This window comes from Streptomyces roseochromogenus subsp. oscitans DS 12.976 (assembly GCF_000497445.1).
GTDB lineage: Bacteria > Actinomycetota > Actinomycetes > Streptomycetales > Streptomycetaceae > Streptomyces > Streptomyces oscitans.
On the sequence record NZ_CM002285.1, the window covers coordinates 7,242,419 to 7,267,074 of the forward strand.

A 24,656-nucleotide genomic window follows, 5' to 3' on the forward strand; every position below is an offset into this window, starting at 1 on the left:
TCGAGCACAGCCTCGTCCCGGCCGGAGTCCGGCCGGGGACGAGGTGCGCGGAGCGTTTGGTCATCCGAGTGGGGCGGATGAACGGGGGCAGCGGAGCCATGGTGTCGACCATTGAAAGACCGCAGGTCGGGAGCGCGCCAGAGGCTTTGAGGAAGTCGCAGAAAGTTGTACGGCCGCAGGTCAAGGACCGGTAAAAGGTGAATGTTCCGCTTTTGTGCGGTCGCTGTGCGGAAAAAGCGACCGATGTGCGGAAAACGGCCCGGTCTCGACCCCTCAGCCCCGCCGCAGCAGCCGCGTCGCCCCCGCCGCCACCGTCGTCGCCAGTGTCCAGCCGAGCAGGATCATCGCGGCCGCCAGCCACTGCCAGCCGCCGCGCAACTGCCACTGGCCGACCTGGCCCAGGTCGATGACGGGCAGCAGCAGGTCCAGTGTGAACAGGGCGGGGCTCCAGTACGGATGGCCGTCGTGGTTCATCGGCGGATGGTCCGCGTGCGCGAACGCCAGCGTGCCCGCCGCCCACAGCACCGCCATCCACACCGCGGCCCGGCCCGGCCGGTAGCCGTAGGCCACCGTCCAGTCCTGGACGTACCCCCAGAACTTGCCGGCCAGCGGCAGCGTCTCGCGGCGCCGGCGCTGCTTGGCGAGCAGCACCTCGCGCGCGTCCTCGTCCTCCCCGGCCGCGCGCAGCACCGCCGCCAGCCGCTCGTACGGCTCCGGGGCGTACTCGGCGGTGGCCGCCGCCACCCAGTCCAGCCGGCCGGTCAGCGGGAACGGGCCGCGCGGGACGAGGTTCTCGTACACGAAGCCGCTCATGTGCAGATTGCCGGGGCCGGGCCAGCTCGCGGCACGGTCCACCAGGCTGACGATCCGCGCGCCGGACAGCACCACCTTGCCGCGCTGCGGCATGTCCCCGAGGAAGCGCAGCTCCGAGGCGTGCACCCGGCGCAGCGACAGCTCCTGGTCGTCGCCGAGGGTGAACCGGGCCCGCTCGCAGTCGACGGCGTCCCCGAACCGCCCGTCGTCCAGGCGTAGCCCGCCCCGGCACTCGAACCGCTGGATCCGCGTCCCGCGCGCCGGTGTCGTGCCGCTCAGCAGCGGGCTGCCCACGCCGGCCGGGGTCAGGTACAGGGTGCGCTCGACCGTCAGCTGGGGTGCGTTCAGGGCGTAGCGGGAGTACGGGTTGTCCAGCGTCGCGCCGCGCAGGCTGAGCGACACGCCGACCTTGGCACCGCGCAACCGCAGCTCGCCGTGCGACTCCAGCATCTCCGCCTGCAGGTCCTGGCCGACGGTCAGGCCGTCCCCGGCGATCGACCGCCCGCTGCGGTCCCGGTACACGACCGCCTGGTTGAGCATGAGATCGGTGCCGATGTGCGCGTCCGTCAGCCGCACCCCGTTCTGGAAGCGGCAGCGCGCCAGATGCAGATCACCCTCGGTGTGCACCCGGGCCGCCTCCAGCCGGGGCACCGCGCAGTCCACCATCCGCAGGGTCGTGAACCGGGCCTCCGGCAGCAGTACCTGGTCGTCGAAGCGGCAGCCGCGCAGCTCGACGTACGGCCGCACCGCGCCGCCGGAGAGGTCCAGCGTGCCGGTGATCCGCACGCCGGTCAGCTTCAGCGAGGACACCCGGCCCGCGAGCGCGGGCGGGCCGTCCAGCAGCAGCCAGGCCACGATCCGGGCCCGCACCGCGCGCTCCGGGCCCCAGGGGTGTCCGCCGTGCGGATCGTCCACGACGGTGTCGCCGCTGCTCAGGTCGTACACGCTGCCGTTGCGGAAGGCCTGCCACATGCCCGCCTCGGCCGCGGTCAGCTCGTCCGGCAGATCCCCGGCGACGGCACCGGCCCCCTCGGTCACCGCTGTTCCTTCTCCCTCCGCTGGTCAGGGGTCTCGTACAACCGTTCATGCCCGCTCAGTGACTGCTGGAACACTAGAGGTGAAGGAGATCTTCCGAGTTCGGCCACGTTCTGTATCAGCCATTGATACGCGCCGACGATTCGAGACGGCGGTCTGCGAGAATTGGGACTGTGATCTCCCGAATCGATCTGCGCGGCGACGCCCTTCCCGAGGGCCCGGCCCTGCGCGACCTGCTGCCCCGAGCCGACTTCGACGTTCAGGCCGCCCTGGAGAAGGTGCGTCCGATCTGCGAGGCCGTGCATCATCGTGGCGACGCGGCGCTGATCGACTTCGCCGAGAAGTTCGACGGAGTACGGCTGGAATCCGTCCGTGTGCCGGCCCAGGCGCTCACCGACGCGCTGGCGGCCCTCGACCCGGCCGTGCGTGCCGCGCTGGAGGAGTCCATCCGCCGCGCCCGCCTGGTCCACCGTGAGCAGCGCCGCGACACGCACACCACGCAGGTCGTGCCAGGTGGCTCCGTGACCGAGAAATGGGTGCCGGTCGAGCGCGTCGGGCTGTACGCGCCGGGCGGCCGCTCCGTCTACCCCTCGTCCGTGATCATGAACGCCGTACCGGCGCAGGAGGCCGGGGTCGAGTCGATCGCGCTCGCCAGCCCGCCGCAGGCCGAATTCGGAGGGCTCCCGCACCCGACGATCCTCGCCGCCTGCGCGCTGCTCGGCGTGGACGAGGTCTACGCGGCCGGCGGCGCCACGGCGGTCGCGATGTTCGCGTACGGCACCGAGTCCTGCCCGCCCGCCAACATGGTCACCGGCCCGGGCAACATCTGGGTCGCGGCCGCCAAGCGCTTCTTCACCGGCCGGATCGGCATCGACGCCGAGGCCGGTCCGACCGAGATCGCGATCCTCGCGGACGACACCGCCGACCCGGTGCACGTCGCCTCGGACCTGATCAGCCAGGCCGAGCACGACCCGCTCGCGGCGGCCGTGCTGGTCACCGACTCCGTCGAGCTGGCGGACGCGGTGGAGAAGGAGCTGGAGCCGCAGGTCGCGGCGACCAAGCACGTCGAGGACCGGGTCGTGCCCGCGCTCAAGGGCCGGCAGTCCGCGATCGTGCTGGTCGACGGCATCGACGAGGGACTCAGGGTGGTCGACGCGTACGGCGCCGAGCACCTGGAGATCCAGACGGCTCGTCCTCAAGAGGTGGCCGACCGCGTCAAGAACGCGGGCGCGATCTTCATCGGCCCCTGGGCCCCCGTCTCGCTGGGCGACTACGCGGCCGGGTCCAACCACGTCCTGCCCACCGGCGGCTGCGCCTGCCACTCCTCGGGCCTGTCCGTCCAGTCCTTCCTGCGCGGCATCCACATCGTGGACTACACGAAGGACGCCCTCGCCGAGGTCGCCCATCACGTGGTGACGCTGGCGGAGGCGGAGGACCTGCCGGCGCACGGCGCGGCGATCAAGGCGAGGTTCGGCTGGAAGGTACCCGAGAGCAAGTGACCCGCATCGACGATCTCCCCGTACGGGACGAGCTGCGCGGCAAGTCCCCCTACGGCGCGCCCCAGTTGGACGTCCCCGTACGGCTGAACACCAACGAGAACCCCTACCCGCTGCCCGAGCCGCTGGTCGAGCGGATCACGGAGCGGGTCCGGGAGGCCGCCCGCGACCTGAACCGCTACCCCGACCGGGACGCGGTCCAGCTGCGCACGGAGCTGGCCGCATACCTGACGAAGACCGGCAAGTACCCCCTCGGCATCGAGAACGTGTGGGCCGCCAACGGCTCCAACGAGGTCATCCAGCAGCTGCTGCAGACCTTCGGCGGGCCGGGCCGTACGGCGATCGGCTTCGAGCCGTCGTACTCGATGCACGCCCTCATCGCGCGCGGCACGGGCACCGGCTGGATCTCGGGTCCGCGGGGCGAGGACTTCACGATCGACCTCGCGGCGGCCGTCGAGGCGATCGCCGAGCATCAGCCGGACGTCGTCTTCATCACCACCCCCAACAACCCCACGGGCAACGCGGTCCCGCCCGAGACCGTCCTCGCGCTGTACGAGGCGGCGCAGGCGGCCAAGCCGTCGATGGTGATCGTGGACGAGGCGTACATCGAGTTCAGCCACGGCGACTCGCTGCTGCCGCTGCTCGAAGGCCGCCCGCACCTGGTCATCTCGCGCACGATGTCGAAGGCGTTCGGCGCGGCGGGCCTGCGCCTCGGCTATCTCGCCGCCGACCCGGCGGTCGTGGACGCCGTCCAGCTCGTCCGGCTGCCGTACCACCTGTCGGCTATCACCCAGGCGACCGCGCTGGCCGCGCTGGAGCACACCGACACATTGCTGAAGTACGTCGAGCAGCTGAAGGCGGAGCGGGACCGGCTGGTCGCCGAGCTGCGCGCGATCGGCTACGACGTCATCGAGTCCGACGCCAACTTCGTGCAGTTCGGGCGGTTCGCGGACGCCCACACCGCCTGGCAGAAGATCCTCGACCGGGGCGTCCTGGTCCGGGACAACGGCGTACCGGGATGGCTGCGGGTGTCCGCCGGCACCCCGGAGGAGAACGACGCGTTCCTCGACGCGGTACGGGAATTGAAGAAGGAGCTGTGAGCATGCCTCGCGAAGGCCGCGTCGGAAGAATCGAGCGGACGACCAAGGAGACCTCGGTCCTGGTCGAGATCGATCTCGACGGCACCGGCAGGACCGACATCGCCACCGGCGTCGGCTTCTACGACCACATGCTCGACCAGCTCGGCCGGCACGGCCTGTTCGACCTGACCGTGAAGACCGACGGCGATCTGCACATCGACTCCCACCACACCATCGAGGACACCGCCCTCGCGCTCGGCGCCGCCTTCAAGCAGGCGCTCGGCGACAAGGTGGGGATCTATCGGTTCGGCAACTGCACGGTCCCGCTGGACGAGTCCCTCGCTCAGGTGACGGTGGACCTGTCCGGCCGCCCGTACCTCGTGCACACCGAGCCCGAGAACATGGCGCCGATGATCGGCGAGTACGACACCACGATGACCCGGCACATCCTGGAGTCCTTCGTCGCCCAGGCGCAGATCGCGCTGCACGTGCACGTGCCGTACGGGCGCAACGCGCACCACATCGTGGAGTGCCAGTTCAAGGCGCTGGCCCGGGCACTGCGCTACGCCTCCGAGCGTGACCCGCGCGCGGCCGGCATCCTCCCCTCCACGAAGGGCGCGCTGTAACCCCATGAACGGTCTGTCCACGGTCCTGATCGTCGTCGGCCTCTTCCTGGTCGGCGGCATCATCTCCTTCGTCAAGCAGAAGATGCCCACGAGCCTCATCGTGCTGCTCTCCATCGGCGCGGCCATGTGCCTGGTCGCGGGCGTCATGCGGCTGGGGGTGTGGAATTGAGCGGTGGCAGCAAGAAGGTCGTCGTCTTCGACTACGGCTTCGGCAACGTCCGGTCCGCCGAGCGCGCCCTCGCGCGCGTGGGCGCCGATGTCGAGATCACGCGTGACTTCGACAAGGCCATGAACGCCGACGGACTGCTGGTGCCGGGCGTCGGCGCGTTCGCGGCCTGTATGCGGGGCCTGCGCGCCGCGCGCGGTGACTGGGTGATCGACCGCCGGCTGTCCGGAGGCCGGCCCGTGATGGGTATCTGCGTCGGCATGCAGATCCTGTTCGCGCGCGGCATCGAGCACGGTGTGGAGGCCGAGGGCCTGGACGAGTGGCCCGGCACGGTCGCGCCGCTGCAGGCCGACGTCGTGCCCCACATGGGCTGGAACACCGTCGACGCCCCGCCCGACTCGGAGCTGTTCGCCGGCCTCGACGCCGACGCCCGCTTCTACTTCGTGCACTCCTACGCCGTCCACGACTGGCAGCTGGAGACGAACAACCCGGTGATCGCGCCCCCCAAGGTGACCTGGTCGACGCACGGCAAGCCGTTCGTGGCCGCCGTCGAGAACGGCGCCCTGTGGGCCACGCAGTTCCACCCCGAGAAGTCCGGCGACGCCGGCGCCCAGCTCCTCACCAACTGGATCGGAACCCTGTAGACCATGGCCAAGCTCGAACTCCTCCCCGCCGTCGACGTCCGCGACGGCCAGGCCGTCCGCCTCGTGCACGGCGAGTCCGGCACGGAGACCTCGTACGGCTCCCCGCTGGAGGCCGCGCTCGCCTGGCAGCGGTCCGGCGCCGAGTGGCTGCACCTGGTCGACCTGGACGCCGCGTTCGGCACCGGCGACAACCGTGAGCTGATCGCCGAGGTCGCGAAGGCGATGGACATCAAGGTGGAGCTGTCCGGCGGCATCCGCGACGACGCCTCGCTGGCGGCCGCCCTGGCCACCGGCTGCACCCGCGTCAACCTCGGAACCGCTGCACTGGAGACCCCGGAGTGGGTCGCCAAGGTCATCGCCGAGCACGGTGACAAGATCGCGGTCGGCCTGGACGTGCGCGGCACGACCCTGCGCGGCCGCGGCTGGACCCGCGACGGCGGCGACCTCTACGAGACGCTGGAGCGCCTCAACAAGGAGGGCTGCGCCCGCTACGTCGTCACCGACATCGCCAAGGACGGCACGCTCCAGGGCCCGAACCTGGAACTGCTGCGCAATGTGTGTGCGGCCACCGACCGCCCGGTCGTGGCCTCCGGCGGCGTGTCGTCCCTGGACGACCTCCGCGCCATCGCCGAGCTGGTACCCCTCGGTGTCGAGGGTTCCATCGTCGGGAAGGCCCTGTACGCGAAGGCGTTCACCCTGGAAGAGGCCTTGGAGGCTGTGTCGTCATGACTGGTGCCGTGCGGCGCGTGCAGAGCGGAAGCCCCTGGGAAGAGAGCTTCGGATTCGCGCGCGCCGTCGCGGCGGGGGACCGGGTGTCCGTGGGCGGCACCACGTCCTTCAAGGGCACGGTGCTGTACGGCGAGGGCGACCCGTACGAGCAGACCAAGGTCGCCTTCGGCAACGCCCTGGAGGCGCTGAAGGAGTTCGGGCTCGGCATCGAGTCCGTGATCCGCACCCGTATGTATCTGAGCCATGTGCGCGACGTCGACGAGGCGGGACGGGCCCACAAGGAGCTGTTCGACTCCGTGCGCCCGTGTACGACCCTGCTGGTGGTCGAGGGCTTCGTCGATCCGCGCATCCTGGTCGAAGTAGAGCTTGAAGCATTCAGAGGAGCCTGAGCAGTCATGACCCTGGCGGTCCGAGTCATCCCCTGCCTGGACGTGGACAACGGCCGGGTCGTCAAGGGCGTCAACTTCCAGAACCTGCGCGACGCGGGCGACCCGGTCGAGATGGCCAAGGTGTACGACGCCGAGGGCGCCGACGAGTTGACGTTCCTGGACATCACCGCGTCCTCGGGCAACCGGGAGACGACGTACGACGTGGTGCGCCGCACCGCGGAGCAGGTGTTCATCCCGCTGACGGTCGGCGGCGGCGTCCGTACGGCCGAGGACGTGGACAAGCTGCTGCGGGCGGGCGCCGACAAGGTGGGCGTGAACACGGCGGCGATCGCCCGCCCCGACCTGATCCGTGAGATCGCCGAACGCTTCGGCCGCCAGGTCCTGGTCCTGTCGGTCGACGCCCGCCGCACCGCGTCGGGATCCTTCGAGGTGACGACCCACGGCGGCCGCCGCGGCACCGGCATCGACGCGGTCGAGTGGGCGCACCGGGCCGCCGAGCTGGGCGCGGGCGAGATCCTGCTGAACTCCATGGACGCCGACGGCACCAAGGACGGCTACGACCTGGAGATGATCGCCGCCGTCCGCAAGCACGTCACCGTCCCGGTCATCGCCTCGGGCGGCGCCGGCAAACTCTCCGACTTCCCCCCGGCCATCGCGGCGGGCGCGGACGCGGTCCTGGCGGCGTCGGTGTTCCACTTCGGGGATCTGCGGATCGGCGAGGTGAAGCAGACGCTGCGGGCGGCGGGGCATCCCGTTCGCTAGTTCGACGGATCACCCTCGGTAGTGAATATGGTAGTGATCATGGTGGCAGCCCCTCTAGGGTGCTCATATGCCTGGAATCACGATTGAGTTCACCGAGGAAGAGCTGGCTGAACTGCGCGCGGAGGCCAAGGAACAGGGCGTCGCGATCAAGCGGCTGGCGCACGACATACTGACCGAGGACGTGGTGCGGCGGCGGCAGAAGCAGCGGTTCGTCGAGGGGGCCTCGAAGTACGCCCGGGAGATCATGGCGGACTTCGACGAGCGCTTCCCGGTGGGGCTGCGGTGACGATGTACGTAGACGCGGGCTGGATCCTCAACGTTCAGATCGAGGTCTCGCCGGAAAACACTCCGATCCGTGACTGGGGTGCACTGCACTGCATGGCGGAGCGACACAAGTACGAGCGCATCGCGGGCGAGCCTTACTACGAGGAGGCTGCGACGCGCGCGGCGACGTTCCTGCACACAGCGCTGAGACTCAGGCCGTTCACGGACTACAACGCGTCGATCGGTATCGGCTGTATCCGCGCATACATGGAGGCGTCTGGAACGCCGATCAACCGGCCGTCCGGTGACTGGGCGAAACTCGTCGCTGACATCCGCGCCGACGAGGCCGACCTCACGGAAACCGCCCGCCTCCTGCGCGAGTGGTCCGCCTGACCCGGTGACCGACTGCACATAGCCGCCTCCCGGGCGGGGATGCCTCACGCGCGCCCCGCCCACCGTGACCCCGACCACCAGGTCGTACCTGCGCTGTGCCGCGCGGAACTCCCCGGCTGAAGTTCACTCCTTCGGCTGAACCAGCTGCACCAGATTGCCGCAGGTGTCGTCGAACACCGCCGCCAGCACCGGCCCCTGCTCCTGCGGCTCGTGCGTGAACCGGACACCCCGGCCGGTCAGCCGCTCGTACTCCGCCGCGAGGTCGTCCACGGAGAAGACGATGCACGGGATGCCCGCCTCGTACAGGGCCCGTCGGTACGGCTCGGCGATGGGGCCCTCACCCGGCTCCAGCAACAGCTGGAGGTCCGGCTGGCCCCCGTCGGGCGCCCCGACCGTGACGAACAGCGTGTCGTCGCCCAGGTCCAGGTGCAGGCGCGTCTCGAAGCCCAGGACCTCCGTGTAGAAGGCGTGCGCCCGGGTCACGTCGTCCACGTACACCCCGGTCATGGCCACCTTGATCATGGGCGGCCCTGCTCAGATGCCCAGCTGCCGGGACTCGTGCAGCTTGGTGATCGCGTCCGCCTCGCCGTCCACGTCCACCTTGGCCGCGTCCTGCCGGCCGAACGCGAACATCAGCAGCTCCGACGGCTCGCCGGTCACCGTCACCACCGGGGCACCCCGGTGCGCCACCGCCGTCTGCCCGTCCGGGCGGCGCAGCACCAGACCCGTCGGCACACCCCGGGCCACCAGCCGCGCCGTGCGCTCCAGCCGCGACCACAGGGCGTCCTGGAAGACCGGGTCCAGCTCGCGCGGGCTACAGTCCGGCTGGGCCCGGCGGACGTCCTCGGTGTGGACGTAGAACTCGACGACGTTGGCCGCCTCGTCGACCTGCTTGAGCTGGAACGGCGAGAAGCGCGGCGGGCCGGTACGGATCAGCTGGATCAGCTCCTCGTACGGCTTCGCGGTGTACTCGGCCATCACCTTCTCCAGGCGCGGCGCGAGCTGCTTGATCAGCGTGCCCCCGGCCGCGTCCGGCCGGCGCTCGCGCACGATCACATGCGCGGCCAGGTCCCGGGTCCGCCAGCCCTCGCAGAGGGTCTCGGCATCCGGACCGACGGTTTCCAAGAGGTCGGCGAGCAGCAGCCGTTCACGCTGGGCGAAGGTCGACATGGAGCCAGCCTACGACCCGCCACCGAGTCCGCGCAGTGGACACGGCACCGGCACTGTCCGACCCGCGCGGCACAATGGCACCCATGACCAGTACGACCGGGACTCCCCGGGCCAGCAGCCTCGACCCGGAGATCGCCGCCCGCCTCAAGCGCAGCGCCGACGGCCTCCTCCCCGCCATCGCCCAGCAGTACGACACCGGTGAGGTGCTCATGCTCGGCTGGATGGACGACGAGGCACTGCACCGCACGCTGACCACCGGCCGCTGCACCTACTGGTCCCGCAGCCGCCAGGAGTACTGGGTCAAGGGCGACACCTCCGGCCACTTCCAGTGGGTGAAGTCCGTCGCGCTCGACTGCGACGCCGACACCGTGCTCGTCAAGGTCGACCAGGTGGGCGCCGCCTGCCACACCGGGGCGCGCACGTGCTTCGACGAGGACGTGCTCCTCAAGGACGCCGGTTCCGCCGCCCAGAGCGCGGATCAGTAAGGTCGGCCGCCATGGACCTCGAGACCTTCCGTAAGCTCGCCGCCGACCGGCGCGTCATCCCGGTCACCCGCAAGCTCCTCGCCGACGGCGACACCCCGGTCGCGCTCTACCGCAAACTGGCCGCCGAGCGCCCCGGCACCTTCCTGCTGGAGTCCGCCGAGAACGGCCGCTCCTGGTCCCGCTACTCCTTCGTCGGCGTCCGCTCCGCCGGCACGCTGACGGAACGCGACGGGCAGGCCCACTGGCTCGGCACCCCGCCGGTCGGCGTCCCCGTGGACGGCGACCCCCTCAAGGCCCTGCGCGCCACCCTCCAGGCCCTGCACACCCCGCACCAGGAGGACCTGCCGCCCTTCACCGGCGGCATGGTCGGCTACCTCGGCTACGACATCGTCCGCCGCCTGGAGAAGATCGGCCCCGGCGAGCGCGACGACCTGCAGCTCCCCGAGCTGACCATGCTGCTGACCAGCGACCTCGCCGTCATGGACCACTGGGAGGGCTCGGTCCTGCTGATCGCCAACGCGATCAACCACAACGACCTCGACACCGGGGTGGACGAGGCCTACGCCGACGCCGTGGCCCGCCTCGACGCCATGGAGGCCGACCTCACGCGCGCGGTGCCCCAGCCCCCGGCCGTGCTGCCGCCCTCCGAGCTGCCCGAGTACACCGCGCTGTGGGGCGGCCCCGACTTCCAGGTGGCCGTCGAGGACATCAAGGAGCGCATCCGCGCCGGCGAGGCCTTCCAGGTCGTGCCCTCCCAGCGCTTCGAGACCCCGTGCACGGCGAGCGCCCTGGACGTCTACCGCGTCCTGCGGGCGACCAACCCCTCGCCGTACATGTATCTCTTCCGCTTCGACGGGTTCGACGTCGTCGGCTCGTCCCCCGAGGCCCTGGTGAAGGTCGAGGACGGACGCGCGATGGTCCACCCCATCGCCGGCACCCGGCCCCGCGGGACCACCCCGCGGGAGGACCAGGCCCTCGCCGAGGAGCTGCTCGCCGACCCCAAGGAGCGCGCCGAGCACCTGATGCTGGTCGACCTCGGGCGCAACGACCTCGGCCGGGTCTGCGAGCCCGGCTCGGTCGAGGTGGTCGACTTCATGTCCATCGAGCGGTACTCGCACGTGATGCACATCGTCTCGACCGTCACCGGCCAGGTGGCCGAGGGCCGTACGGCCTTCGACGTGCTCACCGCCTGCTTCCCGGCGGGCACTCTCTCCGGCGCCCCCAAACCCCGGGCGATGCAGATCATCGACGAACTGGAGCCGTCCCGACGCGGCCTGTACGGCGGCTGCGTCGGCTATCTGGACTTCGCCGGCGACTCCGACACCGCGATCGCCATCCGTACGGCCCTGCTGCGCGACGGCACGGCCTACGTCCAGGCCGGAGCCGGCATCGTCGCCGACTCGAACCCGGTCGCGGAGGACCAGGAGTGCCGCAACAAGGCGGCGGCGGTGCTCCGGGCGGTGCACACCGCCAACCGGCTGGGCAAGTAGGGCGCTTCTCGGCAAGTGGGGTGCTTCTCATACGAACCCCGGGTGACGGTTCGCCCGGGGTTCAGGCGATAGTGGAGTACGTGACTGCCGTACCTCACCCCCGTACCGAAGCCGCCGAGCCCGCCCGGTCCGGCCGGCGGAGCCTCGCCGTGGCCCTCCTGTGCGGTGCGCTCGGCGTGGCCGTGGCGCTGCTCGCGACCCGGCAGCGCTGGGCGGAGGGCACCGCGACGGTGGCCGGCGGCGCGTTCCCGCTCACCGTCAAGGGCAGCGACGTCACGGGTGTCCCCGCGGCCCTCGCCATAGTGGGCCTCGCCGCGCTCGTCGCCGTCTTCGCCGTCCGCAGGGCCGGCCGGCTCGTCGTCGCCGCGCTGCTCGCGCTCTCCGGCGCCGGCATCGCGGCCGCCGCCCTCGTGGCCGCCTCGGACAACTCCGCGCTGGACGACAAGGCCGCCCAGGCCAGCGGCGACACCTCCGCCACCGTCGCCGCGCTCAGCCACACCGGCTGGCCCTACGTCGCGGCCGTCGGCGGTGCGCTGATCCTGCTGGCCGGCCTGCTGGCGCTGCGCTACGGCGCCCTGTGGCCCGCCATGTCCGGCCGCTACGAGCGCGGCGCCGACCGTCCGCGCCGCAAGGCCAGGCCGGTCGACCCGGAGCGGCCCGAGGAGATGTGGAAGGCCCTGGACCGGGGCGAGGACCCGACCGGAGCCTGAGCCCCCGGTCAAGAGCCGGTCGAGCGCCGGTCAAGGCGAGCCGGGTGTGGCGAACCAGACGCCACCCCCGCGCCCGGCGCGCGCGGGCGTACGGGACAATGGGTGACGAGCGTCCGGCTCGGACAGTGACGGGCGGGCTCGGAACCGTACGACACGTACGACGCCTACTGGACACGTACACAGCAACGAGGAGCAAGTCATGGCGGGCAGCAGCCACGGCCACGGTCACACCCCGGCCGCCTGGACCGGTGTCATCATTTCCTTCATCGGTTTCTGCGTCGCGGGCGCCTTCATGGTGATGGCCCAGCCCGTCGGCTTCTGGGCCGGCATGGTGCTCATCCTGCTCGGTGCGGTGGTCGGCGGCATCATGCGCGCCATGGGTCTCGGCCAGCCGAAGCAGGCCCCTCTCAAGATGACGGCCGCCCCGGTCGTCACCCGCGAGCCGGCCACCGCCGAGAGCTGAGCCCACAGCCATCCCGCGAGGGGCGGCCCACCACCTGAAGAGGGTGGGGGCCGCCCCTCGTCGTGTGCGGGGGTGTATCGCCGGTCCAGCGCGCGCCGTGCCGGACCGGAGGGGGACAATGCTCGCGTGAACGCCGTCAGCCGCCCGGCCCCGCAGACCATCCCGTACCCGGCCGTGCCCGCCGCCCCCATGTGGCGGCGGCTCGCGGTCCCGGGCGGGCTGTTCGCGGCCGTCGCCGGGGCCTTCGCGTATGTCGGTGCCGTCGATCCGAACCAGCCCGGTCACTACCCCGTCTGCCCGCTGTACCGGATCACCGGCCTGTACTGCCCCGGCTGCGGCGGACTGCGCAGCGCCCACGCCTTCGTCCACGGCGATCTGCTCACCGCACTGCACGACAACGCACTGGCCGTGGCCGGCTACCTGGGCTTTGCGGTGCTGTGGACCGTCTGGGTGGTCCGCGCGGCGCGCGGCCGGCCGCTGCGGATGGAGCTGGGCCCGGTGCATCTGTGGGGGATCGGGGTGCTGCTGTTGCTGTTCACGACTGTCCGGAACCTGCCGTCGGGAGGCTGGTTGCATCCTTGATCGTTCGGGGAACGTCCAGGTGGTGGGACCTGCGTCCACCGGATGCCAGGCCTCCGCGTTCCTCCGGATACCATCGAAATGACCACGGGTTTTCAAAACCCGAAGGAAACAAGGAAACACCGTCTGAAAGGGGGCCGCTCGCGTGAGTGTGCTCGACGAGATCATCGACGGAGTCCGTGCCGACCTCGCGGAGCGGCAGGCACGCGTCAGCCTCGATGAGCTCAAGGAGCGCGCGGCCAAGGCGCCCGCCGCCAAGGACGGGGTCGCCGCGCTCAAGGGCGACGGCGTCAAGGTGATCTGCGAGGTCAAGCGCTCCAGCCCCTCCAAGGGCGCGCTGGCCGCGATCGCCGACCCGGCCGGGCTGGCCGCGGACTACGAGGCGGGCGGCGCGGCCGTCATCTCCGTCCTGACCGAGCAGCGCCGCTTCGGCGGCTCGCTGGCCGACCTGGAGGCCGTCCGTGCCCGCGTGGACATCCCGGTGCTCCGCAAGGACTTCATCGTCACGTCGTACCAGCTGTGGGAGGCCCGGGCGTACGGCGCCGACCTCGCGCTGCTGATCGTGGCCGCCCTGGACCAGCCGGCCCTGGAGTCGCTGATCGAGCGGGCCGTGTCCATCGGACTGACCCCGCTCGTCGAGGTCCACGACGAGGACGAGGTGGAGCGGGCGGTGGACGCGGGCGCCAAGGTCATCGGCGTCAACGCGCGCAACCTGAAGACCCTGGAGGTCGACCGCACCACGTTCGAGCGGCTCGCCCCGGAGATCCCGGACCACATCGTCAAGGTCGCCGAATCCGGTGTCCGTGGCCCGCACGACCTGATCGCCTACGCCAACGCGGGCGCCGACGCGGTTCTGGTCGGCGAGTCCCTGGTCACCGGCCGCGACCCGAAGTCCGCCGTCTCCGACCTGGTGGCCGCCGGCGAACATCCCGCTCTGCGGCACGGCCGAAGCTGATCACCCGATAGGCTGCCCCCGATGACTCTCACCGTGACGACCGTCGACCGGTACGCCCGCCTGGCGCGAGGCTGCCGCCCCCGGGGCTGCCGAGCCCCGGCGAGGCGCGTCCACGGCCGCAGGGTGCGGTACGTCATCGGTGATGAGCCTGGGCAGGTGAACGGACGTCGATGGCAGCGCGCCCCAAGGGGGCGCGGGGCTGTATCCGACTATGCGACTCCGTCGCGTGGGCACGACCGGCCAAAGACGGCCTGAGGTCGTACGACAAGCTCCGCCCCCACGGCGAACAGTGTCTTTTCACACGCACTCACCGTGAGGTTTGGCATGCCCAGCAATTTCTTCTTCCCTGACCCGGAGGGTCAAGTCCCCACCGCCGAAGGCTACTTCGGCGTATTCGGCGGCAAGTTCATCCCGGAGGCCCTCGTCGCCGCCGTCGACGAGGTCGCCGTCGAGTACGACAAGGCCAAGCAGGACCCCGAGTTCGCCCGCGAGCTCGACGACCTGCTGGTCAACTACACCGGCCGCCCGTCGGCGCTCACCGAGGTCCCTCGTTTCGCCGCGGAAGCGGGCGGCGTGCGAATGTTCCTCAAGCGTGAGGACCTCAACCACACCGGCTCCCACAAGATCAACAACGTGCTCGGCCAGGCCCTGCTCACCAAGCGGATGGGCAAGACCCGGGTCATCGCCGAGACCGGCGCCGGCCAGCACGGTGTCGCGACCGCCACGGCCTGCGCGCTGTTCGGCCTCGAGTGCACCATCTACATGGGCGAGGTCGACACCAAGCGCCAGGCCCTGAACGTGGCCCGTATGCGCATGCTCGGCGCCGAGGTCGTCTCCGTGAAGTCCGGCAGCCGCACCTTGAAGGACGCCATCAACGAGGCGTTCCGCGACTGGGTGGCCAACGTCGACCACACCCACTACCTCTTCGGTACGGTGGCCGGCCCGCACCCCTTCCCGGCGATGGTCCGCGACTTCCACCGGGTCATCGGCGTCGAGGCTCGCCGCCAGCTCCTGGAGCGCGCCGGCCGTCTCCCCGACGCCGCCGTCGCCTGCGTCGGTGGCGGCTCCAACGCCATCGGCCTCTTCCACGCCTTCATCCCCGACGCGGGCGTCCGCCTCATCGGCTGTGAACCGGCAGGTCACGGCATCGAGACCGGTGAGCACGCGGCCACCCTCACCGCCGGTGAGCCCGGCATCCTGCACGGCTCCCGGTCGTATGTCCTGCAGGACGAGGAAGGCCAGATCACCGAGCCGTACTCGATCTCGGCGGGCCTGGACTACCCGGGCATCGGCCCCGAGCACTCGTACCTGAAGGACTCGGGCCGCGGTGAGTACCGCGCGATCACCGACGACGCCGCCATGCAGGCTCTGCGCCTGCTGTCCCGCACCGAGGGCATCATCCCGGCGATCGAGAGCGCCCACGCCCTGGCCGGCGCCCTGGAGGTCGGCAGGGAGCTGGGCAAGGACGGCCTGATCGTCGTCAACCTCTCCGGCCGCGGCGACAAGGACATGGACACCGCCGCCCGCTACTTCGGCCTCTACGACACGGACGCCGAGGTCGCCGCCGACACCGCCGAGATCGAGGGGGACGCCAAGTGAGCGGGAACATTCAGCTGCTGAGCGACACCCTCGCCGCCGCCAAGGCCGAGGGCCGGTCCGCGCTCATCGCCTACCTCCCGGCCGGGTTCCCGACCGTGGACGGCGGCATCGAGGCGATCAAGGCCGTCTTCGACGGCGGGGCGGACGTCGTCGAGGTCGGTCTGCCGCACAGCGACCCCGTCCTCGACGGCCCGGTCATCCAGACCGCCGACGACATCGCGCTGCGCGGCGGGGTCAAGATCGCCGATGTCATGCGGACGGTCCGCGAGGCGTACGAGGCGACCGGCAAGCCCGTGCTCGTCATGACGTACTGGAACCCCATCGACCGCTACGGCGTCGAGCGGTTCACCGCCGAGCTCGCGGAGGCGGGCGGCGCGGGCTGCATCCTGCCCGACCTGCCCGTCCAGGAGTCGGCCCTGTGGCGGGGGCACGCCGAGAAGCACGGCCTGGCGACGGTCTTCGTCGTGGCGCCGAGCAGCAAGGACGCGCGGCTCACCCAGATCACGGCGGCGGGCAGCGGCTTCGTCTACGCCGCCTCGCTGATGGGTGTCACCGGCACCCGTGAATCCGTCGGCGCGCAGGCCCGGAACCTGGTCGGGCGCACCCGTGCCACCGGCACCGGGCTGCCCGTCTGCGTCGGACTCGGTGTCTCCAACGCCGCTCAGGCCGCCGAGGTCGCCGGCTTCGCCGACGGCGTGATCGTCGGCTCGGCGTTCGTGAAGCGGATGCTCGACGCCCCCGACCACGTATCGGGTGTCGCGGCGGTGCGCGAGCTGGCCGGGGAGCTGGCGAAGGGCGTGCGCGGACAGCAGTCGTAACTGTCCGCAGTCGTTCGGTCGCTTTCGTTCGTCATTCGTATCTGTCTGTAACGGAATATTCGGTCACTCGAACGGGTGGACCTCTGGCCGGGGAGGCGCGCTGCGCCTCCCCGGTTCGTTCTGGGGGTGTGAGCGAGAAGAACCGTGACGAAAAGCGCACCGCCCGGGAGCGGCTGGCGGTCGAGCGCGAGAAGCAGAAGGCCGCTGACAAGCGACGACGCACTCTGATCGTGGGTGTGAGCATCGTCTGCGTCCTGGGCCTCGCGGCGGTGATCGGCGTTCTGGCCGCGAACGCCGGTAAAAAGGGCAGCGAAAAGGCGGGCCCGGTCGTGGCGCCCTCGGGCGCGCAGGGCAAGGACAGCCTCGCCATCCCGGTGGGCAAGGACGGCGCCAAGTCGACGCTCACCGTCTGGGAGGACATGCGCTGCCCGGCCTGCATGGCGTTCGAGGTCGCCTATCGCCCGACGCTCCATGAACTGGCCGACTCCGGCAAGCTCAGAATCGAGTACCACCTGGTCCGCCTGATCGACGGCAACCTCGGCGGCACCGGCTCCCTGCGCGCGGCCAACGCCGTGGCCTGCGCCCAGGACGCCGGAAAGTTCCGCGATTACCACGACGCGCTGTACTCGAACCAGCCCAAGGAAACCGACGACGCGTTCGCGGACAACGACAAGCTGATCGAGCTGGCCGGCAAGGTCAGCGGTCTGAACACGCCCGCTTTCCAGAAGTGCGTCAAGGACGGCACCCACGACAGCTGGGTGAACAAGTCCCAGAAGGCCTTCCAGGGCGGCGGCTTCACCGGCACGCCCACGGTCCTGCTCGGCGGAAAGAACATCTACCAGGACCAGACCATGACCCCGGCCAAGCTCAAGCAGATGGTGGAGGAGGCCAACCGCGGGTAAGGGATTTCCCTCCGACCCGTCTGTTTTTCTCACGCCCCCGTTATGGAGCCGTAGCCGGGCTGCTTGCCGTCCCCACGGCCCGGCACGGTAGCGTCGGACTTGCCATGGAACTTTCCTACATTCCCAGCCCGTCGCGCGGGGTGCTCTATCTCGGCCCCATCCCGCTGCGCGGCTACGCCTTCTGCATCATCATCGGCGTCTTCGTCGCCGTCTGGCTCGGCAACAAGCGCTGGATCGCTCGTGGCGGGCGGGCCGGCACGGTCGCCGACATCGCGGTCTGGGCTGTGCCGTTCGGCCTGGTCGGCGGCCGGCTGTACCACGTGATCACGGACTACGAGCTGTACTTCAGCCCGGGCCGTGACTGGGTGGACGCCTTCAAGGTGTGGCAGGGCGGCCTGGGCATCTGGGGCGCGATCGCGCTGGGTGCGCTCGGTGCGTGGATCGGTGCGCGGCGCCGGGGCATCCCGATGCCGGCGTACGCCGACACCGTCGCACCCGGCATTGCCTTCGCACAGGCCATCGGCCGCTGGGGAAACTGGTTCAACCAGGAGCTGTACGGCCGGGAGACGCATGTTCCATGGGCCCTGCACATCACCTCCTCCGAGGGCGGCCGGGTGCCGGGCTACTACCACCCGACCTTCTTGTACGAGTCCCTGTGGTGCATCGGTGTCGGTTTCCTGGTCATCTGGGCCGACCGCCGCTTCAAGATGGGCCACGGCCGGGCGTTCGCCCTGTACGTCGCGGCGTACTGCGTGGGCCGCGGCTGGATCGAGTACATGCGCGTGGACGACGCGCACCACATCCTGGGCCTCCGCCTGAACGACTGGACCGCGATCATCGTGTTCCTGCTGGCGGTGACGTACATCGTGGTGTCGTCGAAGAAGCGGCCCGGACGCGAGCCGGTGGTTGAGCCGGGTGTCTCCGGCGGTTCGGCCGACGATACGGAAGCTGCCGCCGAGGCGGAGGACAAGGCCGAGCCGGACCCCGCCGAGGCCGAGGCCGAGGCCAAGGACGAGGCCGAGTCCGCGACTGAGAAGACCTGACCGCTGGTGGTACGACGCTGAGGGCGCCCGGAGATCTTCCGGGCGCCCTCAGCGTGTGCGGGCTGCTGCTGTCAGCTCTGCACGCCGGTGACAAGGTGCGCTGGGCCGGCGTCACCATCGCCGCGTCGATGAAGCGGCCGTCGGGGAGGGCTTGGGCGCCGGGATTGGTGGCTGCCGCCTTGAGGATCGTTTCGGCGTGTTCGATCTCCGCCGCTGTGGGCAGGTGGGCCCGTTCGATCACCGGTAGCTGCCGGGGTGGATCGCGGTGCGGCCCAGGAAGCCGAAGGTGCGGCCGTGGGTGCAGGGGGCGGTGAGGCCTGCCAGGTCGCGGATGCCGGGGTGGACCGACTGGGGGCGGTGGGGCGAGCCCCGCCGCACGGGCGGCGGCGGTCATCCGGGAGCGCGCCCGGTCGAGGCCCGCGTCGGCCCGTACCCCCAGGTCCGGCCCGCAGTCCGCCTCGCCGAGGGCGATGCCCCTCGCGGTCGCCGTGACCCGCCGTGACCCACCTGATCTCGTCCGGGGTGGTCGCCTTCGGCAGCCGTAAGCCCGAGAGGCTGGGGAGTGCGGCCAGGGTGGCCAGGTCCGCGGCGGCCCAGGGGCCGTCCAGGGCGTTGACACGGACGTGCACCGGGACCGGCTGGGCGTCGGCGAGGAGGTCGGCCGTAGCCGCGCGGGCGTACTCCTTGCGGTCCGGGGCTACCGCGTCCTCCAGGCCGATCACCGCCACGTCGGCCCCCGCGGCCAGCGCCTTGGCCACCTCGTGCGGGCGGTCGCCGGGGACGCCAGGAGAGCCGGAAGAGGACGTTACGCGGCCTCCGCAGACCCGACAAAGGCGGAGCCGTCGTACTCATGCGTCGTACCTCATGCGTTGGTCCTCACGCGGTGCACTGGGCGTCGATCTCGGGGCGGTACGGCATCGACGCCGACGCCCCGGCCCGCTGGACGGAGATCGCCGCGGCGGCCGACGCCCAGGACAGGGCCTCCCGCACCGGTTTCTCCTCGGCGAGGGCCACCGTGAGCGCGCCGACGAAGGTATCACCGGCACCCGTGGAGTCGACGGCGGTCACCCTCGGCGCCGGGATCACGAGCGGCTCGGTGCCCCGGGCCAGGTAGAGGCTGCCGGTCGCGCCCAGGGTGACGACGACCTCCGGCACCAGATCCAGCAGGGCGGCGGCGGCCTCGCGCGGGTCGGTGCGGCCGGTGAGGGTGACCGCCTCGTCCTCGTTGGGCACCAACAACTCGGTCGCGGCGAGGAGTTCGGGTGGCAGCGGCTGGGCGGGCGAGGGGGTGAGCACCGTACGGACGCCGTGCCGGCGCGCCGCCTCCGCGCCCGCGACGACCGCGCGCAGCGGGATCTCCAGCTGCAGCAGCAGAGCGTCGGCGGAGGCGATCACGCCCTCGTCGCCGGGGGAGAGATGGTCGACGGTGCCGTTCGCGCCGGGGATGACGACGATCGAGTTGGCGCCCTCGTCGTCCACCACGATGTGCGCCGTGCCGGACGGGCCCTCGACCGTCCGCAGGAAGTCCGTGTCCACGCCGGAGTGTTCGAGGGTGTCGCGCAGCCGCACGCCGAAGGCGTCGTTGCCGACCGCACCGATCATCGAGACCGTGGCGCCGGCACGGGCCGCGGCGATCGCCTGGTTGGACCCCTTGCCGCCGGGGATCGTATGGAACTCCCGTCCCGTCACGGTCTCGCCGCGCTGCGGGGCCTTGGTGACATAGGTGACGAGGTCCATGTTCGTGCTGCCGAGGACGACGATGTGGGTCATGAGCGGGTCGCCTCCAGATGGGTGAGGTGGGCGAGGGTGTCGAAGCCGGTGCCGTCGAAGCCGGCGACGGTGGTGGCGAGCCGGTTCTTCAGCGGGGCGCGCCAGCGGTCGGGGAGGGCGGTGGGGGCGCCCGCGAGCAGTCCGGCGATGCTGCCGGCCGTGGCGCCGACCGAGTCGGTGTCCCAACCGCCCGATGTCGCACGGCAGATGGAGTCGGTGAAGTCGCCGTCCGCGTGGGTGAGGGCGGCGGTGAGCAGGGCGGTGTTCGGGAGGGCGTGGACCCAGTGGTGGGCGGGGGAGTAGCGGGCGTGGATTTCGTCCACCACGTCATCGAAGTCCTCGTGGGTATCGGCCAGTTGGACGGCGTGGTCGATCGCCCGCGCGAGCCGGGAGCGGGGCGGAATCACCCGGCGGCCTGTGCGCAGACAGGCGTGGACGTCATGGTCGCCGGTCGCGGCGGTGGCGATGACGGCGGCCGTGAACATCGCCGCGTAGACGCCGTTGGCGGTGTGGGTGAGGACCGCGTCGCGGTACGCCTGTTCGGCTGCGGCGCCCGGGTCACCGGGGTTGGTCCAGCCGTGCACGTCGGCGCGGATCAGGGCGCCGGTCCACTCGCGGAAGGGGTTGCGGTGGCGGGCGGTGTACGGGGGTTCGATGCCGGTGAGGAGGTTGCGGCAGGCGACGCGTTCGGCGGTGAAGGAACGGCCGGGCGGGAGTTCGTCCAGCCAGAGCCGTGCCACCTCGGCGGTGCTGAAGGCCCTTCCGTACCGGCGCAGGAGCAGGAGGTTCAGGAGAGGGTAGTCGAGGTCGTCGTCCTCGGGCATTCCGTCGATGTTCTCGGCGAGGGAGGTCGCGGCGGAGCGGCGGTTCCAGGGGTACGCGGCGAGGAGGTCTTCCGGGACGCCTACGGCGGTGAAGTACGTGTGGAGGGGCCAGTTGCCGGCTGCCTGGGCGAGGGCGCGGATGCCGTCGAGGGGGAGCTTTTCGACGGGCTTGCCGAGGAGACAGCCGATGGCCCGGCCCAGCCAGGCGGCTTCGAGGGCGGCAGGGTCGGGGGCGGGGCGGTTTTCGCCAGCCCGCGCTTGCGGGGTGCCTGGGGCGGGCCACTCTGTGCACAGGGACTTGATGCGGTCGAGGTCCGTCGGCTCGTCCTCGGACAACGCGCTGGGCAGGTCGGCCAGTTCGTCGAGCAGATCCTCCGCGAGGAGGCGCAGATAGCGGGACGCCCGGTGCGGGGACGCCCCCGCTCGGGGCGGGGCATCCGGGCCGCCCGCCGCTCGCCAGCGTGCCTCGATCGCCGACGGCGACCGGCCGTCCAGGCGGGCCTGGCGGAGTTCGTGGCCCAGCAGGTCCTCCGGCTGGACCCAGGTCAGTCGGAGCATGCGGTGCCTCCGAGCGCCGTGAACGCCCGCTCGTGCGCCCGGCGCCGGCGCACGTCGCGCGCGAAGATCTCCCGGGTGACCTCGGTGAGCGTCCGGGCCGGCGCCCACAGGTCCAGGCGGCTCGCGTCCGCCACCGTCTTCGCCCAGGACTCCGGGACCGGCGAGCCGAGGACGCCCGCGAGCGCACCGGCCATCGTGGCGGTCGAGTCGCAGTCGCGGCCGTAGTTCACCGCGCCGGGGACGGCGTGCCGGTAGTCGCCGCCGGAGACCAGCAACATGCCGAGGGCGATGCGCAGTTCCTCGATCGCGTGCAGCCGGGAGGGGCGGCGCGCGGCCAGGGAGGGCGCGCGGCAGTCCGGGCCGACGGTGTCGTACGGGGCCACCGCCGCGCGCAGGGGTCGTAGCGCCGACTCGAAGTCGCGGTGATCGCGGGCCGCTTCGCAGACCTTCTCGATCGCCTCACGCGTGCCGTCCCCCGCCAGGTACAGGCAGGCGGTGACGACCGAGTCCGGGCTTGCGCCGGGTGACATCGCGGCGGCGACGGCGGCGGCCGGGTCGGCTGCGTTGACCAGGCCGACGGGGGCCATGTACACCGCCGCGCCGCAGTTGACGATGTTTCCGACGCCCGCCTCCCGGGGGTCGACGTGGCCGTGGGCCAGCCGGGCCACGAGCCGCTTCTCGGCGAGGAAGAGCCGGTGCAGAGGGAGGGCCTCGGCCTCCGGTTCCGGGATCCAGCGGGGGTTGGTCATCAGGTCCGGGACCAGGCGGCCGGCGATCGCGTACGCGTCCAGGTGGTCACGGACCCGGGCGTAGACCCGTACCAGCGCGTGGGGCATCAGGGTGTCGTCGGTGACGTGGCCGTCGCCCTTGTGGTACGGGGCGAAGGGGCGCGCGGTGCGCCAGGCGCCACCGTGCCGGGGGCCGACGATGCCGTGCACGCGGCCGCCGTGGCGCTCGGCGATGCGCTCGGGGTCGTAGCCCTCGACCGGGCCGCCGAGGGCGTCGCCGACGGCGGCTCCGACGAGGGCGCCGGTGATCCGTTCGGCGAGGCCGTAACGGGCTGTCCCGCCGTTTTGTTCTTCTTCAGGCCCTGCGGGGCATTCGGGCTCTGTGGGCATCATGCCCCGAATCATCCTCCTGGGCGGGCCGGTTGCGCGGCTTCCAGGAGTCCGGCGAGTTCCACCAGGCCGGTGCCGGTGAGGCGGGGCAGGGCGCAGCCGGACAGGGTGCGGCAGGCGTCCCGCCAGGTCCGCGGGATGGCCGCGCCGCCGCCGAGGGCTCCGGTGAGGGCGCCCGCGAGGGCGCGGGGGCGGAGCCCGCGACGCGGGACAGGCGGCGGCGGGTACGGCCTCGGCGATACGACCACCCGCCGCGGCGGCCAGGGCCAAGGCGACCGGGACGGTCTCGGCGGCGGCGATGCCGCAGCTGTAGACGTGGCCAGGCCGCCTCCACATGGGCCGGGGTGAGTGCCGAGCCGTGCCGGGCCAGGAGCAGGCCGGAGAAGATCGCGTACTCCGTGTCGTTCGTGCCGGGAGGGGTTCTCCGTGACGTACCCCGTGATACGGCCCCAGCGCGCGGATCTGGGACGGCCTGAGATTCTCCGCGGGCGCTCCCAGCGCGTCTCCGACCGCCAGGCCGAGCAGCGCGCCACGGGCCCTTCCGCGTGGTCCGGCGGCGTCGTCGGGCGCCGGGACCGGGGGAGTACAGGCGTTCGCATGACCCGCTTGGCATCTGAGCGAGATCACGAACGGATGAGCAAAGCCAGGTAAAGCCGCAGGTTAGCCCAGCCTTTCCTTGGTGGCGGGCGGGCGTGAATGGGCGTACCTTCTGTGGTGTCGAAAAGTAGAACTCGTCCAAAAGTTAGCTTTGGCTAAGCTATCCAGGGGGTCCGCATGGCCGTCATCGAAACCCAGGCCGCGCTGCATGAGGCGCATCGGGACAACCACACGCACCGCGACGTCAACGGCGGCTGGCTGCGCCCCGCCGTCTTCGGCGCCATGGACGGTCTCGTCTCCAACCTGGCCCTGATGACCGGTGTGGCCGGCGGGGCCGTGAGCCAGCAGACCATTGTGATCACCGGCCTCGCGGGGCTCGCCGCCGGTGCCTTCTCGATGGCGGCCGGTGAGTACACCTCCGTCGCCTCCCAGCGGGAGCTGGTCGAGGCCGAGCTGGATGTCGAGCGCCGTGAGCTGCGTAAGTACCCGCAGGACGAGGAGGACGAGCTGGCCGCTCTGTACGTCGCCCGAGGAGTGGAGCCCGACCTGGCCCGTGAGGTGGCACGACAGCTGTCCAAGGATCCCGAGCAGGCGCTGGAGATACACGCCCGCGAGGAGCTGGGGATCGACCCCGGCGACCTGCCCTCGCCGCTGGTCGCCGCCGTCTCGTCGTTCGGCTCCTTCGCCCTCGGCGCCCTGCTGCCCGTGCTGCCGTATCTGCTCGGCGCGACCGTGCTGTGGCCCGCCGTGCTGCTCGCCCTCGCCGGGCTCTTCGGGTGCGGTGCCGTCGTGGCCAAGGTCACCGCGCGGAGCTGGTGGTACAGCGGCCTGCGGCAGCTTGCGCTGGGCGGCGCCGCGGCCGGTGTGACGTACGCCCTGGGCAGCCTGTTCGGAACGGCCGTAGGATAGCGCCGCCGCTACTTATGCGTTGGGCCGCATAGGTAGCCGCCATCGCCCGTTACTCGCTGGTTTCGACCGCGTGACCACCGGGCATGAGCCGTAAGCGCCGCATGCAATGACGCCTGCCGCACCCCCGCGGGGTGAGTGAAGACGCTCTCCCCGCCACCCTTGGGCCACCGGACGCCGATCCGATCGATCTTGTCCGCCGCGGCCCCTTTCACGCGTTCGCCGCCACGCGCGGCACCCCCGCCGTCATCGTGCGGCACAACCGCCGCCCTC

28 protein-coding genes and 3 pseudogenes are annotated in these 24,656 nt (G+C 71.4%); 22 read left to right on the top strand and 9 right to left on the bottom strand.

All coding sequences use genetic code 11. From position 1 onward, the window contains the following. Positions 1-273: 273 nt before the first annotated feature. Positions 274-1,851 carry a hypothetical protein gene (locus M878_RS80965; RefSeq protein ID WP_023551460.1) on the bottom strand — a complete coding sequence of 526 codons (1,578 nt, stop codon included), beginning with the start codon at positions 1,849-1,851 and terminating at the stop codon, positions 274-276. A 170-nt stretch (positions 1,852-2,021) separates the two neighbouring features. On the opposite strand from M878_RS80965, the gene hisD reads away from it, so the two are divergent. From hisD to M878_RS81015, 10 genes are all read left to right on the top strand, one after another. Continuing rightward, the gene (gene hisD, locus M878_RS80970; RefSeq protein WP_023551461.1) at positions 2,022-3,347 is read left to right on the top strand and encodes a histidinol dehydrogenase; all 1,326 of its coding nucleotides are present in this window, start codon (positions 2,022-2,024) and stop codon (positions 3,345-3,347) included. Then, positions 3,344-4,444, top strand: a complete 1,101-nt coding sequence (locus M878_RS80975; protein WP_023551462.1) for a histidinol-phosphate transaminase — start codon at positions 3,344-3,346, stop codon at positions 4,442-4,444. The genes hisD and M878_RS80975 overlap by 4 nt, the downstream gene beginning before the upstream one ends. Before the next feature lie 2 nt (positions 4,445-4,446). Next, complete coding sequence (hisB, locus tag M878_RS80980) at positions 4,447-5,049, top strand: imidazoleglycerol-phosphate dehydratase HisB (RefSeq protein ID WP_023551463.1); 603 nt, start codon at positions 4,447-4,449, stop codon at positions 5,047-5,049. A 4-nt stretch (positions 5,050-5,053) separates the two neighbouring features. Continuing rightward, on the top strand, positions 5,054-5,218 hold the full coding sequence (locus tag M878_RS98535) for a hypothetical protein (RefSeq protein WP_023551464.1): 165 nt from the start codon (positions 5,054-5,056) through the stop codon (positions 5,216-5,218). Beyond that, positions 5,209-5,859, top strand: a complete 651-nt coding sequence (gene hisH, locus M878_RS80990; RefSeq protein WP_031226388.1) for an imidazole glycerol phosphate synthase subunit HisH — start codon at positions 5,209-5,211, stop codon at positions 5,857-5,859. The genes M878_RS98535 and hisH overlap by 10 nt, the downstream gene beginning before the upstream one ends. A 3-nt stretch (positions 5,860-5,862) precedes the next feature. Continuing rightward, complete coding sequence (gene priA / locus M878_RS80995; RefSeq protein WP_023551466.1) at positions 5,863-6,588, top strand: bifunctional 1-(5-phosphoribosyl)-5-((5-phosphoribosylamino)methylideneamino)imidazole-4-carboxamide isomerase/phosphoribosylanthranilate isomerase PriA; 726 nt, start codon at positions 5,863-5,865, stop codon at positions 6,586-6,588. Continuing rightward, positions 6,585-6,977, top strand: a complete 393-nt coding sequence (locus M878_RS81000) for a RidA family protein (protein ID WP_031226391.1) — start codon at positions 6,585-6,587, stop codon at positions 6,975-6,977. The genes priA and M878_RS81000 overlap by 4 nt, the downstream gene beginning before the upstream one ends. A gap of 6 nt (positions 6,978-6,983) precedes the next feature. Further along, complete coding sequence (gene hisF, locus M878_RS81005; RefSeq protein ID WP_023551468.1) at positions 6,984-7,739, top strand: imidazole glycerol phosphate synthase subunit HisF; 756 nt, start codon at positions 6,984-6,986, stop codon at positions 7,737-7,739. 67 nt (positions 7,740-7,806) lie between these two features. Continuing rightward, on the top strand, positions 7,807-8,025 hold the full coding sequence (locus M878_RS81010; RefSeq protein WP_023551469.1) for a hypothetical protein: 219 nt from the start codon (positions 7,807-7,809) through the stop codon (positions 8,023-8,025). A gap of 2 nt (positions 8,026-8,027) precedes the next feature. Further along, the gene (locus M878_RS81015; protein ID WP_342452757.1) at positions 8,028-8,396 is read left to right on the top strand and encodes a hypothetical protein; all 369 of its coding nucleotides are present in this window, start codon (positions 8,028-8,030) and stop codon (positions 8,394-8,396) included. A gap of 123 nt (positions 8,397-8,519) precedes the next feature. On the opposite strand, the gene M878_RS81020 is transcribed toward M878_RS81015, so the two are convergent. Further along, positions 8,520-8,918 carry a VOC family protein gene (locus M878_RS81020; protein WP_023551471.1) on the bottom strand — a complete coding sequence of 133 codons (399 nt, stop codon included), beginning with the start codon at positions 8,916-8,918 and terminating at the stop codon, positions 8,520-8,522. A gap of 12 nt (positions 8,919-8,930) precedes the next feature. Then, positions 8,931-9,566: a TIGR03085 family metal-binding protein gene (locus tag M878_RS81025; protein ID WP_023551472.1), complete on the bottom strand. Its 636-nt coding sequence runs from the start codon at positions 9,564-9,566 to the stop codon at positions 8,931-8,933. An 83-nt stretch (positions 9,567-9,649) separates the two neighbouring features. On the opposite strand from M878_RS81025, the gene hisI reads away from it, so the two are divergent. From hisI to lgt, 11 genes are all read left to right on the top strand, one after another. Then, the gene (gene hisI, locus M878_RS81030) at positions 9,650-10,051 is read left to right on the top strand and encodes a phosphoribosyl-AMP cyclohydrolase (RefSeq protein ID WP_031226393.1); all 402 of its coding nucleotides are present in this window, start codon (positions 9,650-9,652) and stop codon (positions 10,049-10,051) included. An 11-nt stretch (positions 10,052-10,062) separates the two neighbouring features. Further along, a complete protein-coding gene (locus M878_RS81035; protein WP_023551474.1) occupies positions 10,063-11,541 on the top strand; it encodes an anthranilate synthase component I in 1,479 nt (492 codons plus the stop codon). A 71-nt stretch (positions 11,542-11,612) separates the two neighbouring features. Next, a complete protein-coding gene (locus M878_RS81040; RefSeq protein WP_023551475.1) occupies positions 11,613-12,251 on the top strand; it encodes a TIGR02234 family membrane protein in 639 nt (212 codons plus the stop codon). Between the two features lie 199 nt (positions 12,252-12,450). Next, entirely contained in the window at positions 12,451-12,714 is a 264-nt protein-coding gene (locus M878_RS81045; RefSeq protein WP_023551476.1) for an HGxxPAAW family protein, read from the top strand. A 189-nt stretch (positions 12,715-12,903) separates the two neighbouring features. Then, on the top strand, positions 12,904-13,296 hold the full coding sequence (locus M878_RS81050; protein ID WP_106962882.1) for a DUF2752 domain-containing protein: 393 nt from the start codon (positions 12,904-12,906) through the stop codon (positions 13,294-13,296). Between the two features lie 142 nt (positions 13,297-13,438). After that, entirely contained in the window at positions 13,439-14,248 is an 810-nt protein-coding gene (gene trpC / locus M878_RS81055; protein WP_023551478.1) for an indole-3-glycerol phosphate synthase TrpC, read from the top strand. Positions 14,249-14,269: 21 nt separating this feature from the next. Further along, the gene (trpM, locus tag M878_RS000000101970) at positions 14,270-14,503 is read left to right on the top strand and encodes a tryptophan biosynthesis modulator TrpM (RefSeq protein WP_078630456.1); all 234 of its coding nucleotides are present in this window, start codon (positions 14,270-14,272) and stop codon (positions 14,501-14,503) included. 69 nt (positions 14,504-14,572) lie between these two features. Next, positions 14,573-15,847 (top strand): tryptophan synthase subunit beta, encoded by a 1,275-nt coding sequence (gene trpB / locus M878_RS81060; protein WP_023551479.1) that lies wholly within the window; start codon positions 14,573-14,575, stop codon positions 15,845-15,847. After that, a complete protein-coding gene (trpA, locus tag M878_RS81065; protein ID WP_023551480.1) occupies positions 15,844-16,665 on the top strand; it encodes a tryptophan synthase subunit alpha in 822 nt (273 codons plus the stop codon). The genes trpB and trpA overlap by 4 nt, the downstream gene beginning before the upstream one ends. Positions 16,666-16,793: 128 nt before the next feature. Next, entirely contained in the window at positions 16,794-17,567 is a 774-nt protein-coding gene (locus M878_RS81070; RefSeq protein WP_023551481.1) for a DsbA family protein, read from the top strand. Between the two features lie 104 nt (positions 17,568-17,671). Continuing rightward, the gene (lgt, locus tag M878_RS81075; RefSeq protein ID WP_031226395.1) at positions 17,672-18,610 is read left to right on the top strand and encodes a prolipoprotein diacylglyceryl transferase; all 939 of its coding nucleotides are present in this window, start codon (positions 17,672-17,674) and stop codon (positions 18,608-18,610) included. Positions 18,611-18,683: 73 nt separating this feature from the next. On the opposite strand, the pseudogene M878_RS95135 reads toward lgt, so the two are convergent. The 6 genes and pseudogenes from M878_RS95135 to M878_RS000000100365 form a co-directional block, all read right to left on the bottom strand. Continuing rightward, a pseudogene (locus M878_RS95135) lies at positions 18,684-19,368 on the bottom strand (aldolase/citrate lyase family protein); the annotation flags it as partial. Between the two features lie 118 nt (positions 19,369-19,486). Then, positions 19,487-20,380: a ribokinase gene (rbsK, locus tag M878_RS81085; protein ID WP_023551484.1), complete on the bottom strand. Its 894-nt coding sequence runs from the start codon at positions 20,378-20,380 to the stop codon at positions 19,487-19,489. Next, complete coding sequence (locus M878_RS81090; protein ID WP_023551485.1) at positions 20,377-21,762, bottom strand: ADP-ribosylglycohydrolase family protein; 1,386 nt, start codon at positions 21,760-21,762, stop codon at positions 20,377-20,379. Before M878_RS81090 ends, rbsK begins: the two co-directional genes overlap by 4 nt. Further along, a complete protein-coding gene (locus M878_RS81095) occupies positions 21,750-22,883 on the bottom strand; it encodes an ADP-ribosylglycohydrolase family protein (protein WP_023551486.1) in 1,134 nt (377 codons plus the stop codon). The genes M878_RS81090 and M878_RS81095 overlap by 13 nt, the downstream gene beginning before the upstream one ends. 8 nt (positions 22,884-22,891) lie before the next feature. Then, positions 22,892-23,198: pseudogene (locus tag M878_RS95140) on the bottom strand (ADP-ribosylglycohydrolase family protein); the annotation flags it as partial. Further along, a pseudogene (locus M878_RS000000100365) lies at positions 23,116-23,504 on the bottom strand (ADP-ribosylglycohydrolase family protein); the annotation flags it as partial. The pseudogenes M878_RS95140 and M878_RS000000100365, both read right to left, overlap by 83 nt. A gap of 150 nt (positions 23,505-23,654) precedes the next feature. Here M878_RS000000100365 and M878_RS81100 point away from each other — a divergent pair. Next, complete coding sequence (locus tag M878_RS81100) at positions 23,655-24,386, top strand: VIT1/CCC1 transporter family protein (protein WP_023551487.1); 732 nt, start codon at positions 23,655-23,657, stop codon at positions 24,384-24,386. Positions 24,387-24,656: the final 270 nt, after the last annotated feature.